Origin of the sequence: Paenibacillus sp. MABNR03 (assembly GCF_050455445.1) — a bacterium.
GTDB lineage: Bacteria > Bacillota > Bacilli > Paenibacillales > Paenibacillaceae > Paenibacillus > Paenibacillus xylanilyticus.
Window position 1 is genome coordinate 1 of the sequence record NZ_JBCIYR010000009.1, and the last position, 15,048, is coordinate 15,048.

A 15,048-nucleotide genomic window follows, 5' to 3' on the forward strand; every position below is an offset into this window, starting at 1 on the left:
GAGATTAAAAATCTCAATTTTGATCTTGCAAGCAAGATCGTTACTCACTCGTTGTTCAGTTTTCAAAGATCAAACTTCGTTTGCGTCCGAGTGTTGTTCTCTTCAGCAACTTTTATATCTTATCACATCCAAACCAATTTAGCAAGCACTTTTTTAAGTTTCTTTCGAAGCTTATTTTGTTTGCTTACGCACCGTGTTTCTCGTGTTTTCTTGGCCGGAATTAGAATATACCATGTACAGATTTTTTATGCAAGTACTTTTTTCGAATAAATTATTCAAAACACAAAGGATCACCTATTCCATTAATCTCTTCTATTATATATTCATATTAATACTTCAAGAGCACCTGCACGATTTCACCATCCGAACCACTCACATCGTAAGATCTATTTTTGTGCTTCGCAGCCAGTTGGCGAACTGTACTATACACTTCTTCTGCAACAGACCATGCAAATGAGCATAAATACTATACCCTCCAATAAAGTACCCTATCAAACGAATATCCGCCACCGCTTCCTCCATAACTTAAATTACATATCATCATATACATCCATTGAAGGATAACTCTGAACAAGGTCCACATAATTTTTTTGCAACTTTCCTGAAGTCACTGCAATATCAAAATACGAGTGATCTTCTGACCACCCTGTCTATTTCTCGTACCAAATCATAAAACTCCTCTCGATGTACGGAGGTTTTTCTGGTCAAAAACCATTAGATCACAACTCATTGTCAGCACTTCCTATATAATAGAAAAAAAAATTTTCTTTCTATATTAGTAGAAAAAAAATTTTCTTTCTATATTAGTAGAATAAAGTTCTTAGCACACCGTTTTATAAAGTCTCGCCTTATAGATAAAAAAAGAACGAAAGCTCTGGTAAAGTCCAGAAGCTCCCGTTCTTTCTTTTTAATAGATGACTGAACTACTCTCCGCCCATAAAGACGTAGCGGCATAGAACAATGATTGCGAGAATCCACATCAACCAGTGAATTTTCACTTTGCGATCCGTAACCAGGTTACTGAATACAGCCAGAATGACATAAGACAGGATACCTGCCGAAATTCCGTTTGCTATCCCGCCTGTAAAAGGCATCAGTACAATTGTAAGGAATGCAGGGAAAGCCTGAAGGAAATCATCCCACTCAATGCTTCGCACTTGGCTCATCATCAATACGCCTACGATGATCAGTGCCGGAGCTGTAGCAGCGGACGGAACAACCAGTGCAAGCGGCGCGATGAACAGAGCCAGAATGAACAAGACCCCTGTTGTTATCGAAGTCAGACCTGTACGTCCACCTGCTTCAACGCCCGATGCACTTTCTACGAAAGCAGTAATTGTGCTTGTACCCAATGCCGCACCCGCACTGACACCCACTGCATCGACGAACATCGCTTTACCGATTGTTTTCTCGCCTTTTTTCTTGTCATTCATAATTCCCATCCGTGTCGCAGTTCCCACCATCGTACCAAACGTGTCGAACAGTTCAACGAAGGTAAAGATAAAGATAATTTCGAACAATCCGAGACTAATAGCACCTTTCAGGTCAAGCTGTCCAACAGCCAGATCACTGAAGTTAGGCAGCCAGCTTGCACCGGACAGTCCACTGAGATCCGTAACACCCATCGGAATACCGATCAGAGTAGTAGCAACGATACCAATGAGCAACGCACCCTTAACGCGCATAACCATCAGTATCGCGATAAGGATCAACCCAATCAGAGCCAGCAATGCGTCATGATGTGTTACGAAGTTACCCAGGGACAGATTGAAGCTGCTGCCCGGAATCGGTTGGCTCAGATCCGCATCAGGCGCAACATTTACTGTGACAGCAACGAGATTGGCCAGTTTGAAACCTACAATAGTAATAAAGAGACCGATACCGACCGTGATGGCCATTTTTAACGTTTGCGGAACGGCAACAAGCAGCATCTGACGAATCTTGGTCACGGTCAAAATAATAAACACGATACCCGAAATGAATACCGCTCCGAGAGCGGCTTGCCAGGTGATTGCACCATTAGAGCTCAATACCACAGTCATGAAGTAGGCGTTCAATCCCATACCCGGCGCAAGAGCAATCGGGATATTAACGAACAATCCCATAATGATGGTCATTAGACCAGCGCCTACGGCTGTTGCAAAAAATACTGCGTTATCCGACATCCCAGCCCCGGCAGACCCGAGGAACAATGTGTTGACAAAAAGAATGTACGCCATTGTCATAAAGGTAGTGAGACCCGCAACAATCTCCGTTCTAACATTTGTTCCGTTTTCTTTTAGTTTAAAGAAACGATCCATAATTCACTAACTCCCCCTTAGAGATGTTGAAGCCATATTGAAAAACGACAAAAGACCCTGGTGTTCTTGCTCCACCCAGGGTTAGCTATAAGGAGAGGCTTAGCCTTTCGCTAAGAACAAAAAAAATTCTAATGTGCGTCCAGTATTGTAATCACGCAGTCATGTAGAATTTATGTGCTTAGCTTCTCCTGTTCGTAGCCAGATCATTAGGGTGATCTCGTAGAGACTCCCGGGCCAATCCCCAGGATTATACGAAGTAGTATGCGCTATTTGTTTGTTTCCCATCACTATTTTAGAAGCGTGACCCGTTTCTGTCAATGGTAAAAACGAATGTTTTGCATGTAAGTCTATGGAAACGTTCGTGTTCGAACAGAGACCAAAGCATAAACGTAAAAAAGCCACCGTAAATCACGGCAGCTGATGTATTAAGATATAATGTGATGCTTCCCTAAACCTTCACTTGAGCCTAATCAAGAGTAATACAGCGTTATCCTTTAATCCCCGAATTCAAGTTAATGGATTGCAGGAAATACTTTTGTGCAAAAATAAACAGAACGAGCGTTGGAATGATCGCCAGAATAGCCGACCCCATCAGCTGTCCAATCATCCGGTAATTGCCGTAAATATCCTGCAGCAACAGCAGTCCGGCGGTGATTGGCATTTTCTCGACGTCTGTGTAGACGATGACAGGCCATAGGAAATCATTCCAGGACCCGATGAACGAAAACAGTCCACACACGATCAACACCGGTTTCACCAGCGGTAAAATGATGGAGTAATAGATTCGGAAGTCGCTTGCACCGTCTACCTTCGCAGACTCATCCAGTTCCCCCGGTATCCCCTTCATGAACTGACGAACGAGGAAGATATTGCCCATACCTGCCAGTCCGGGAATGATCATTGCCCATGCAGTATTGACCCACCCAAGTGCTTCAATGATTTTATAGGAAGGGATCAGGTTAACGACACCTGGGAAAAACGAAATACCGAGAAGCGTGAAGAACAAGGCGTCTCTCCCTTTGAACTTCAACCTTGTGTATCCGTAGCCTGTAAGAGAGATAATAAAAACGACAAGCAATGTATGAGAGACCGCAATGATCAGTGAATTGCTCAACCATCTCAAAATCGGAGCGGTTGACGTGTTTTCCAGTATGGCAACGTAGTTGTTAAAGTCCCATTCTTTAGGAAATAGGCGGAAGCCAGCCGACACCACTTCTGCCTGTGAGCGAAATGAAGTCGTAATCCCGAAAATAACGGGGACCACCCAAATGACACAAATGGATACCAAAAATAGATACGATATATATTTGGATATACTTATTTTTTTGAACATGTTGATATACCTGCTCCTTCCCGATCCACGTTCGATCCTGCTCCTTTAATTGGCATTCCGGTTCATCACGTAATACTGCAATGCGGAGATGACCAGAATAACCAGTCCTAACAGCACAGCCATGGCGGAAGCCATACCTGCCACTGACTCACCGGAGCCGAACGCAAGCTGGCGAATATACATCATGAGAACATGAGTAGTCTGCTGCGGTCCACCATCGGTCATCATCAAAGGCTGACCGAAAACGTTGAACGCACCAGCTGTTGTCATGACAAACGTAAAAATCAGCGGGAAACGGATGGAAGGCAGCGTAATACTGAAAAATCGGCGTACAGGTCCAGCACCATCCATTTCGGCTGCTTCATACAGATCACTGGGAACCCCATTAATGGAAGCACGATAAATAATCATGTTTCCTCCGACAGCTCCCCACACCGATATCACAATAATAATGATCCAGGCATACGGTTGATTGGCTGCCCACGATACCTCTGATCCGAATACATTACCGGTGATACCAAGCTGTTTATTGAAAATAAGAGACCAAATCAACGCTGCCGCTGAAATGGAAATCATGCCTGGAATGTAGATAATCGCCTGCATGAACCCTTTGAATTTCACTTTTTTATGTTCAAGAGCCACGGCTACAAGCAATGGAATGATGATTAACGGTGGGACACTCAGCGCCACGAAGATCAACGTATTCTTTAAACCATTAAAGAATTGAAAATGAAATGAGGAATCCTGGTCGAATAAGATGGTTCTATAATTTTCAAATCCGACCCATACCGGATCGTTTATCAAATTCCATCTCGTAAATGAGGCATATATTCCGTAGATCGTTGGCAGAAGTATAAACACCAGAAACAGGATCAGATGAGGACCAACAAACAGGAACGGTGCAAATGATCGTTTATTCATATCCTTTCATTTCTCCTTTGGGAAAAGCAATGTGCCACCCATGCGACACATTGCTTCTATTACAGTAGAATGGCGGGATGTGCAGCACATCCGTTTTATGCGATTTAAATGTTACTGGGCTCCACTGCTTCCTTGAGCAATTTTGTCCTCAACCTCTTTTTGCATGGTCTGCAGTGTCGCATCCAGCTCAACATTGCCGCGCACGATATCTGCCGCGTATTTGTCAACCGCTTCAGCTACATAAGGATAGTGCTCGTAAGTATAGATGTAGAGGGATTCAATCTCCTTCTCGTTGGACGTGAAGAATGACTGCATGTAATCCTTGTATTCCGGGCTCTCAATGACCTGTCTACTCGCAACGGTCTGCCCTGCTTTGGCCCATTCCATTGAATTTTGGCGGATAAACTCCAGGAATTTACCAATCCCCTGTTCCTTTTCATCTGTTCTGGCCTCATTCTTTAACATCGCAAACAGGTGAGAGGAAGAACGGTTTGTAAACTTATCAGCAGTAGATGAGTATACATTCGTTACACCGAAATTTAGCCCTTCAACAGTCGCATGTGCAGTTGAGCTCCATGTACCATCTGTGGAAAACAGTACGTTACCGGATTGGAACATCAAGTAACCATCTTCACCGAACGGGGTCATGAGACCCGCATCTGCAATCTTTTTGACACTTTCAAAAGCGGCCTTCATCTCAGGCGTGTTCAGCGCCGGCTTTCCATCCTTCTGCACATCACCGCCCACATTTTGCAGCTGGCCAAGGATAACCCATCCGAGCAAAGCGTCATTGACAACAAAGTCTCCTTCGTCGAGCTTGCCCTGTAAAGAAAGCATCTCATCAATTGTAACAACATCATCGTCCAGGAAAGATTCCGCGTTATACTTTTTCAGCAAATCCTCGTTGTAGTACATGACATTACTATGAATATCGAGAGGCACAGTATATTGCGTTCCATCAATGGTTCCCGTTGACCATGCTTGCGGCAGATAGTTCTCTTCCTTAATCTCTGGCTGCGCAGCCAGCATCGCCGTCATTGGCTCAAGCACGTCTTGTTTCACAAAGCCCGGTACACGGTCAGCATGGATAATAGCCAGATCAGGAACACCCTTGCCAGAGTTGATTACCGTTGACAGCTTGGTATACATATCAGAGGTGATCACATGTTTTAATTTGATTTCTGGTTCGGTGGCGTTATATTCTTTAACTAACTGGTCCATATAGGCGCCATCCTCTCCAGTCAGTGGCGTCCAGAACGTAATCGTATTTTTGTCGTCCGAGCTGCAACCCGACAGTACAGTGACCAGCAGGAGCAGCATAGATACCATGGTTACAAAACCTTTTTTTGTACGCTTCACACAAGAACCCCCCTAGAATGATCAATCCTAAGCATATCTGTAAACGCATTCAATTAATCGAGAAAATCACAGGGCACTGCAATTTTCTCCTTGGAAACCGGCCCTGCTTACAATGTAGAACTTGCTGAAGGAAGCTTGCCTAGGAGCACTCCCTTCATCCTTCTTCCAAACATTAATGTATAAATTAATCATTAATGTTTATGTGAATTTATCGTAATTCATAGCGCTTACATTTGTCAACCACTTTGTTCCTTTTTTTTAGCGAAAGTTCAACTTTTTATTACGCATTCACCTGTCGACTATCCGGAACGGGTCTGCCGAAGTGCGGAAATCCATGCTCATCCCAGCCAAAAACCTGCGCTCGCATATGGCGGTTGGGGTCATACAGTGGGTCTCCCTCGATTTCCTTGTAATTCCGGGCATGATAGACCAAAATGTCCTGACTTCCGTCCGGCGATACGGTAAAGCTGTTATGCCCAGGGCCGTATTGTCCCGACTCTTCATCCGTTTGGAATACAGGTGCAGGCAGCTTCGTCCAGCTCTCGGGTGACAACAGGTCACTACCTTCCTCGGCATACAACAGACCCATACAATAATTGTGGTCTGTAGCACTCGCAGAGAACGAAATAAAAATTTTGCCATTTCTATTCAGGACAGCTGCACCTTCATTGACCAGGAATCCGATTTTCTCCCAATCATGTGTTGGTTCGGCGATCATGACCTGCTCGGAAGCCAGTGTCCACGGATTTTCCATTGATGCTATATACAGGTTGGAATTGCCAACGATATCTGGATCCTTTTGTGCCCATACGAGATATTGAACATCTTTATGCAAGAATGAGGTTGCATCAAGTGCGAAACTTTCCCACTTCGTCTTGATTTGCCCCTTTTCTTCCCATACGCCTTCAAGCGGATTGGCCGATGCATTCTCCAACACGAACATGCGATGGTCAAAAAGTCCTTCCACCGTATCCGTTGTACGCGCTGCAGCGAAATAGATGTACCATTTACCGTGGACATAATGAATTTCCGGTGCCCAGATGTTGGCACTCATCGGTCCCTCATCATACTTACGCCAAATCACAACGGGCTCTGCGCTATCCAGCTCCTGAACCGTACGGGCTCTTCTGACCTCGATCCGGTCATATTCAGGTACTGAACCTGTAAAGTAATAATAGCCGTCAGCATGTTTATATACCCACGGATCGGCTCGTTGCGGTATAATCGGATTAACAAATGATTCCTTCTTTGAAACTGTACTCACGCTGTCATCTCCTGTTCTGCAATGAATAGTTAATGCTTTTGTTCATAAATTCGTAAATATGTTATTAATTCACCTAAATATTAAGATACAGAGCATCGTGTGTCAATATTTGAGCAGGATTTTTTTGGTTATTTCATGGTTTGTTTTTACATTTTTCTGAATTACTTTGTTTTTGTGTTATATTTTTGGTATTATTTATCTAAATCCGTTGTGATTATATTCAGAATCCGATATTATAATATTCTACGTTTACCATTCACATAAATGTTAATATTTCATTTCTTTCGGAGGAATTACATTGAAAATCGACCTGAACGAAAAAAACCTGCATATCTTCGAAGCCCTATCCAGCAGTGTACGTATTCAGATCGTTCATCTGCTGTCCAAGAACTCTATGAATATAAAAGAATTGGCCGAAGCCCTTGGACTGAGCAGCGCCATTATGACCATGCATGTTAAAAAGCTGGAAAAGGCTGGTGTCATTGAATCCAACATGGCGCCGGGTAAAGGCGGAGCTGCCCAAAAGGTCTGCTCTCTTCGCATGGATACTCTTGAAATCGCATTCCCAACCAAGGACGTCATTCAACGGGAAATTCACAAAACTGAAATATCTGTAGGACATTTTACTGATCTGCAGATCAAACCAACTTGTGGCATATGTACAAGGGATTCCATTATCGGAATTTTTGATGATCCCCGTTATTTCCTGGACCCTGATCGACTGAAGGCAAAAATATTGTGGTTTGGACAAGGTTACATTGAGTACAAAGTACCGAATTATCTAATGGGAGATGAGAATCCCGAGGAGCTGGAAATTTCGATGGAAATTTCCTCGGAGGCCCCACTGACCAACAACAACTGGCCTTCCGATATATCCTTTATCGTCAATGATGTTGAGGTAGGGATGTGGACGAGCCCGGGTGACTTCGGAGGAAGAGGCAAGCTGAATCCGCCCTGGTGGTTCGAGAGCGTAAACCAGTATGGTTTGCTGAAGCATCTGATTATCAAAAAGGAAGGCACGTTCATGGATGGCGTAAAATTGTCTGATGTAACCATCGATGATATCGGCATTCGCAACAGTTATTGGTCTCTTCGCATTGCTGTCAAGGAGGATGCAGAGCACATTGGTGGCGTGACCGTATTCGGACAAGGATTCGGTAACCATAACCAGGACATTATTTTCCGTTTGTACTACACACAGAATAATGAAAAACCTGAATAAAAACGCTGAGGTTTTGCAAGCAGGATGCTTACGCCACACGTCATACTTTTCTGAAGTTATGCTGTCCCAATCAGTACTTCGGAGTTAGGTATCTCTAACCGAAAAAAACTCCCTTTAACATGTGCGAAACATGTTTAAAGGGAGTTTTTTAGTTATTTACCGTTTGAACGTAAATCTATTCCCACTCGATCGTTGCTGGTGGTTTGGATGTTACGTCGTACACGATCCGGTTAACGTTATCGACTTCATTAACGATACGTACGGAGATTTTCTCCAGCACATCCCAAGGGATACGCGCCCAGTCGGCGGTCATACCGTCAATGGATGTTACGGCACGAATACCTACAGTGTAGGAATACGTACGGGCATCACCCATAACGCCTACGCTCTTCATGTTCGGCAGAGCCGTGAAGTATTGCCAGATTTCGCGGTCCAGACCCGCTTTGCCAATCTCCTCGCGCAGGATGTAATCTGAATCACGCACGATTTTAAGCTTCTCTTCCGTAACTTCACCAAGAACACGGATCGCAAGACCCGGACCCGGGAAAGGTTGACGGTGTACGATTTCGTCTGGCAGACCGCACTCGGTGCCCACTTTGCGCACTTCATCTTTGAACAAGGTGCTCAGTGGTTCGATCAGCTTAAAGTTCATATCTTCAGGCAATCCACCCACGTTGTGGTGAGATTTGATCGTTTGAGCTGTCGCTGTACCACTTTCCACGATGTCCGTGTAGAGTGTACCTTGCGCCAGGAATTCAAAGTCATCAAACTGCTTGGACTCTTCGTCAAATACGTAAATAAACTCGTTACCGATGATTTTACGTTTTTGTTCCGGATCATCCACACCAGCCAGCTTGGACATAAAGCGCTCTTGTGCATCGATTTTGACAACTTTCATGTCGAATTTGCCGACAAACGTCTCCATTACGCTCTCCGCTTCGCCTTTGCGCAGCAGACCATGGTCGATAAACATACATGTCAATTGATCACCGATCGCTTTGTGAAGCAGTGCAGCAACAACGGAAGAATCCACACCACCGCTCAGTGCGCACAGCACTTTACCGTCGCCCACTTTTTCACGAATATCTTTGATCGTATCATCGATAAACGTCTCCATGCTCCAGTTGCCTTCGCAACCACAGATGTCGAACAGGAAGTTGCTAATCATATCGTTACCACGAACGGAGTGACGTACTTCCGGATGGAACTGAACAGCATACAATTTGCGCTCGTCGTTGCTCATCGCAGCGATCGGCGCACTTTCCGTGCCTGCATCCAGTTTGAATCCTTGCGGAAGAGAAACCACGTGATCACCGTGACTCATCCATACCGTGTGTTCACCTTCGATGCCTTTTGCAAGAGCAGCACCTGGTGCAAACTCGATATCTGCCTTACCGTATTCGCGTTTCTCGGAACGTTCTACTTTACCTTCAAGCTGCTGCGCCATAAGCTGCATACCGTAGCAAATTCCGAAGATCGGAAGTCCTAGGTCATAAACACCCGGATCCACGTGCGGAGCATTCTCAGCGTATACGCTGGATGGGCCTCCGGAGAATACGATTCCTTTTGGTGACAATTCTGCGATCTTCTCAGCCGGTGTGTTATACGGCAAAAGCTCGCTGTATACGCCAAGATCCCGGATTCTTCTGGCGATTAACTGGTTGTATTGGCCCCCAAAGTCAAGGACAACCACAATTTCATTTTGCTTATTCATTACCGTGCCTCCCTTAATTAATGAAACTAATTATACGCAACGACAAAACATACCGTCAAGGAAAGACGAAACTCCTTTTTGTGGACGGTTTGAACATTTGATATGAAGGCCCCTTTATTGCGAGTTTTCCTACAGAATTCCCACTTCCATTCAATTCATTCCCGAAGAAGTTATTCATGCCAATTTAATGAGAAAAAAAGACAGGCACCACACCGGAAAAATCGTCGAAAGACGCCTCGCTCGCACTACAGCGAGGAAGGCGTCCCTGGACGATGTTACGGTGCCTGCAGGCGCCGGGCCAGACGAAGTGCCCGGCGCAGGAAATCGAGACTGTCCACGCGCAGCGGACGGTCTGGCCCATACAGCAGCCGTTCCCAGTCGGCTGCAAACCGCGCGATGTCCGCGCTGTCCGTGCCTGCGGCCAAGGCGGGTGACGCTGCATATTCACGCAGCGTCATCCCCGGCGGCCGCGGGCCGTACCGGCGCGCGAGCGCGGCCCAGACCGGAGCGGCGGCGCTGAGCAGCCGCTCGCGGTCTGGAAAGCTGCTGCGCGGCCAAGCCAGCAGCAGCCTTATCCGCAGCGCGGGGCGAAGCCGCCGCATGCGCACGGTCCCGGCAGCGGCCAGCAGAGCCGCCGCTGCAAGAGCTGCCGCGAGCCATGGCTCTGCGGCAAGGGCTCGTGCGGGCGCCAGCAGCCAGGCGCCCGCACTCTCCAACCCACCGCCAGACTGCGGTGGGTTCAACTCGCCGGGCTGCGCCTCGGCGGCCGCTGCGGCGTCTGTGCCTTCGCCTTGCGGCATCGCGAAGCCCGGCGTAGCCTCAAACGGCATCCAGCCTGCGCCGGGAAAATACACTTCCACCCAGGAATGGGCATCCCCCTGGGTAATGATGTACTGTCCCGACACCTCTGGATCCGGTACCCCGGCTCCGAATCCCTTCACCCAGCGTGCAGGAATACCTTCCGCGCGCAGCAGAACGACCATTGCTGTTGAGAAGTGGTTACAATACCCCTCTCCCGTGACAAACAGAAAATCATCCACAAAATCTGTCCCGCGGGGCGGCATGCGAGTGTCCAAGGTGTATTCCGCATGCTCTTCCAGATAAGTCCGCACCGCCTGGACCGCGTCATAACGCGTTTCGCTCCCCTGGATAATGTCGCTTGCAAGTGAGCGTACCCGCTCAGGCAGAGATGCCGGTAGCTGGAGATAGGTTCTGCGGATTTTTGCCGGATCTTGGCTCGTACTGCTCGCCTTCCCTAATAGACGAAGCTGTTCCGGCGTTGCGGTGGGAATCATGACATCTGTTGTATAGGTCTTGATTGGTTCACGATTGCTTGAACCTGCGAGCCATAGCGTAGCCGAATCTGCATTGGAGAGCAGGGAAAACCTGCTTTTCTCGTTAGAATCATTCTCATCTTGAAAGGACAGGTTTAAGGGTACTCCGCCAGTAAAGAGAGGATTCGGCCCTCTCCAAGCCCGCTTCAGCGTGACCGTTTGACGAATGCGAGTCCAGTAGGCTTGATTCTCCCAACCATCGGTACGGAAAAGAGCTGCCGGACTGGCCTCTTGGAAGCCTTGCCCAGGATCACTCCATGTACTGCCGTTATAATATGAACGAGTCTCTCCACGCCAATACGTAACTTCAGGACTTCTCGCTGTAAAAAAGATGGCGTCCCCTTGGACCAACGGGGATCCCATTGGCGCATCCACCGTGCTGTACCCCGTGATCGATGCTGAAGCAGGGATGCTGCTGTTTGGTGTATAACCTGCCCAGCGAGCAAGACGTTCCCCCATTTGGTCCAGGGATAATCGTTCCGGCCCAGGGACGGTGGCAACTCGGCCCGGCACAACAGAGATCAGCACCATCCCCACTGCGGCAGCAACAGCCACCGCACACCAGCGACCAAAGGGATATCGGCGGAAGGTTGGCGCCGTAACTCCTTCAAGCAGACGGAGCAATTGCAGTATGGCCTGGATCAGCAAAATCCATAGAACAGACCGGACAACGGAGGCATACACATCCAGCCCGGCCAATGTTTCCAAGAGCAGCAAGTAGAGCAGGGTAGCACCGCCAAACAGCATGACACTTCGCCGCATCAATACAAGGGATTGTACGGAAGCCATGAGCATGCTCCAGCCACACATCATCAGTAGCCCTCTTGTCTCTGTACTGATGGAATAAAAACGCCTGCTCTCCATAAATGAACGGATATCCTCCATCCATGTTCCCGGATATTCCAGAGCCCACCCGGCAGGATCACTGCCTCCATACATCAGGCATAGAGCCGTCAGAGCCATGCACAGGCGGAGCAGTATCCCCATGATCCACCCCACACGCAGCAATCCTGCGATAAGGAGGGCACCTGTTAGGCCCGCCATCACTGCCAGAAAACGCTCGCTTCCCTGTTGTCCCGAAGAAGTGATCGGATAGATCCACTCCAGGGACAGGAGCAGCAAAATGGCAGAAATGCTTATACTGTAAACGGCAGGCTCTTTCTTGGAAGGGTTGGCTTTGGCATCCAAACCGAGGCTTGAAATCTCTTCCGCAGATTTCAAGCCCGACGTCGATGTATTCCTGTAACTACGCTCCCACATCCGAGACACCTGCCTTTCCCGCGGAAGGCACTGTACTGTCTGCGATTGTACTGATCCTCACCCCGCTGAGACGAAGCTGGTCCGTCCACTGTACTGATGGGTGCTCCGCCCCTTCGGGTACAGCATTCATTGTCACTTTTTCCTCATCAAAAGGTGTCTCGGTTAACTGTACTTCTATCTCATGTCCCCGCTCAGCAGCGCCGAGTATCCATTCAGTCAGCACGGCATCCAACCTGCCGGTCAGGACGACGACGCGTGTACCGGTTGGCCATTCGTCCAGCATCGTTGGTTCCAACAGGGATGAGACGGATGAGGCAGCACTTGCTATGTTCGCTTGGGCCAGTCTATCCAGTGAGAGATTTACATGCTCCGCATGGATTAAGTCACTTAACCAATACGTTTCCCCGTTCGAACCCGTATCTTCACCTGTCCTCCACAGCAGGTAGGGTACATGATCCCGAACAGCTGTAAACACCCAGCGGGCAGCCATGTTAACCGCACGTTCAAAAGCAGGATGCTCCTTCGCCTCCTGAGTTCGACGTCCATATCCTGTCTTGCCTTCGTACACTACTATGCCTAATGACGTTGATTCTGATATTTCGGGCAAAAAGGTTTGAAGCTTGCCTGTCTTGGCCGTGCTTTTCCAATGAATGCGTCCCATCGGATCTCCCGGCTGATACTCACGGAACTCGGGACTCCGGCTTCCCTGACCCGTTATCCGTTCAATAGGAACCCCTTCATCTGTATTCGCGAATGATGCAGACTCACAATCTGCGTACGTTGATCCGGATGGAACAACAACAAGGGATGTACTGCCCGCTGTCTCTGCAGCGACCGTATTCCAGCCAAACGCATCCCCCCAGTACAATTGTCCTGCACCCCATTGATACAGGCCTCTTCGCAAACCGGACATTTGATATTGATAGGCAAATTTGCGCCTGTTTCCCGGAAAAAATAATTTGCGATGCACACCAGCAGGAGTATCTTCACAGAGCACCATCCACAGCAGTGGGATGCGGCATTCAAATTCCACTTCCACCCGAACCCGCACTATTTCCCCAACCATAATCCGTTCCGAGTTCATTTGCCGGCGAATGCGAATCCGTTTAGGCCCTAACAAATGAATGATCAGACCACTGATCAGGATGAGGGACATCATAATGGACAGAAATAGTGCAGCCTTCCCCCCATGCCATATATATAAGGAAGCGAAAGCTGACACCAGAACAGCATGGAACAGCCATTGAACAGGCGCTGTCATCACCGCCGGCCCCTTCCCTGAGCTGTCATCTGCACAGGTACGGGAACAGATGATAGTGCATCCTGAATGACCTGTTCCTGCCCCTGGAATGCTTCTGTTCTGTTCTGGGCTTTCAGCCCAATCCGATGGGCAAGAACCGGAAGTGCCATCTCTTTCACGTCATCCGGAATGACATAGCTGCGCCCCTGCAGGTAGGCATATGCCTGTGTGGCAGCCATCCAGGCCAATGTTCCGCGCGGGCTAATGCCAAGTCTGACGGCTGGATGAATTCGAGTGGCAACAGCGACAGCAACCAAATATTGTTTGACCACGGGATCAACATGCACATGCCTGATCTCACGCTGCATCGCAACCACTTCTTCAGCAAGCACGACCGGACGGAGTTCATCCAGCAATTCTCTGCTGTGCACTCTGGTTAGCAGCTCCACTTCCTGTTCCGGCTCAGGATAACCGAGCCCAATTCGCATAAGGAAACGGTCCAGCTGAGCCTCAGGCAAACGATAGGTGCCTTCAAACTGCAGAGGATTCTGTGTAGCCAGCAAGAAGAATGGCCTTGGCAAAGCATGTGTTATACCGTCTACCGTAATACGCCTTTCTTCCATGGCTTCAAGCAGGGCAGACTGAGTTCGAGGTGAAGCACGATTAATTTCATCTGCCAGTACAATGTTGGACATGACTGGGCCGGGCCGAAATGTAAACTCACTTGTGTGTGGATGATACATGGACGTACCCGTTACATCTGCAGGCATGACATCGGATGTGAATTGAATACGGCCCATGGAGCAGTTCAGTGAAGAAGCGACAGCACGAACCAGCATTGTTTTCCCCGTCCCCGGTACATCTTCCAGAAGCACGTGACCCCCACTGAGCATCGCAGTAAGAACATATTGAATCTCTTGTTTTTTGCCAATAATCACACTTTCGACCCGTTTGGTAACCCTGTTCAACAGTTCGACCGCATGTTCATGTTCCATTCGAATATACGACATATCCCTCATTCTCCTTCCATCCATCGGCATTCCCAGAGTCATAGTAATCTATGATTCATTGTTGCCCGGAAGTAGAGAGATTAGTCCTGCC

At 47.8% G+C, this 15,048-nt stretch carries 10 protein-coding genes and 1 riboswitch; of the genes, 1 reads left to right on the plus strand and 9 read right to left on the minus strand.

The window, feature by feature from the left end; all coding sequences use genetic code 11:
• Nucleotides 1-923: 923 nt before the first annotated feature.
• The 5 genes from AAIH57_RS26985 to AAIH57_RS27005 form a co-directional block, all read right to left on the minus strand.
• Entirely contained in the window at nucleotides 924-2,300 is a 1,377-nt protein-coding gene (locus tag AAIH57_RS26985; RefSeq protein ID WP_175395379.1) for an NCS2 family permease, read from the minus strand.
• Between the two features lie 175 nt (nucleotides 2,301-2,475).
• Nucleotides 2,476-2,575: riboswitch (purine riboswitch) on the minus strand.
• Nucleotides 2,576-2,787: 212 nt separating this feature from the next.
• Nucleotides 2,788-3,633, minus strand: a complete 846-nt coding sequence (locus AAIH57_RS26990) for a carbohydrate ABC transporter permease (RefSeq protein ID WP_430023669.1) — start codon at nucleotides 3,631-3,633, stop codon at nucleotides 2,788-2,790.
• Between the two features lie 45 nt (nucleotides 3,634-3,678).
• Nucleotides 3,679-4,554, minus strand: a complete 876-nt coding sequence (locus AAIH57_RS26995; RefSeq protein ID WP_175395381.1) for a carbohydrate ABC transporter permease — start codon at nucleotides 4,552-4,554, stop codon at nucleotides 3,679-3,681.
• A gap of 111 nt (nucleotides 4,555-4,665) precedes the next feature.
• Entirely contained in the window at nucleotides 4,666-5,883 is a 1,218-nt protein-coding gene (locus AAIH57_RS27000; RefSeq protein ID WP_430023743.1) for an extracellular solute-binding protein, read from the minus strand.
• Between the two features lie 310 nt (nucleotides 5,884-6,193).
• On the minus strand, nucleotides 6,194-7,177 hold the full coding sequence (locus AAIH57_RS27005) for a glycoside hydrolase family 43 protein (RefSeq protein ID WP_430023670.1): 984 nt from the start codon (nucleotides 7,175-7,177) through the stop codon (nucleotides 6,194-6,196).
• A 298-nt stretch (nucleotides 7,178-7,475) separates the two neighbouring features.
• Here AAIH57_RS27005 and AAIH57_RS27010 point away from each other — a divergent pair, with 298 nt between their 5' ends.
• On the plus strand, nucleotides 7,476-8,399 hold the full coding sequence (locus AAIH57_RS27010; protein ID WP_175395383.1) for an ArsR/SmtB family transcription factor: 924 nt from the start codon (nucleotides 7,476-7,478) through the stop codon (nucleotides 8,397-8,399).
• Between the two features lie 175 nt (nucleotides 8,400-8,574).
• On the opposite strand, the gene guaA is transcribed toward AAIH57_RS27010, so the two are convergent.
• The 4 genes from guaA to AAIH57_RS27030 all read right to left on the minus strand — a co-directional run bounded on the left by guaA (nucleotide 8,575) and on the right by AAIH57_RS27030 (nucleotide 14,957).
• Nucleotides 8,575-10,113, minus strand: coding sequence for a glutamine-hydrolyzing GMP synthase (guaA, locus tag AAIH57_RS27015; RefSeq protein WP_175395384.1), 1,539 nt, complete (start codon nucleotides 10,111-10,113; stop codon nucleotides 8,575-8,577).
• 275 nt (nucleotides 10,114-10,388) lie between these two features.
• Nucleotides 10,389-12,707 (minus strand): DUF4129 domain-containing transglutaminase family protein, encoded by a 2,319-nt coding sequence (locus tag AAIH57_RS27020; protein ID WP_430023671.1) that lies wholly within the window; start codon nucleotides 12,705-12,707, stop codon nucleotides 10,389-10,391.
• Entirely contained in the window at nucleotides 12,694-13,968 is a 1,275-nt protein-coding gene (locus AAIH57_RS27025; protein ID WP_430023672.1) for a DUF58 domain-containing protein, read from the minus strand. The genes AAIH57_RS27020 and AAIH57_RS27025 overlap by 14 nt, the downstream gene beginning before the upstream one ends.
• Entirely contained in the window at nucleotides 13,968-14,957 is a 990-nt protein-coding gene (locus AAIH57_RS27030; RefSeq protein WP_430023673.1) for an AAA family ATPase, read from the minus strand. The genes AAIH57_RS27025 and AAIH57_RS27030 overlap by 1 nt, the downstream gene beginning before the upstream one ends.
• Between the last annotated feature and the right edge of the window lie 91 nt (nucleotides 14,958-15,048).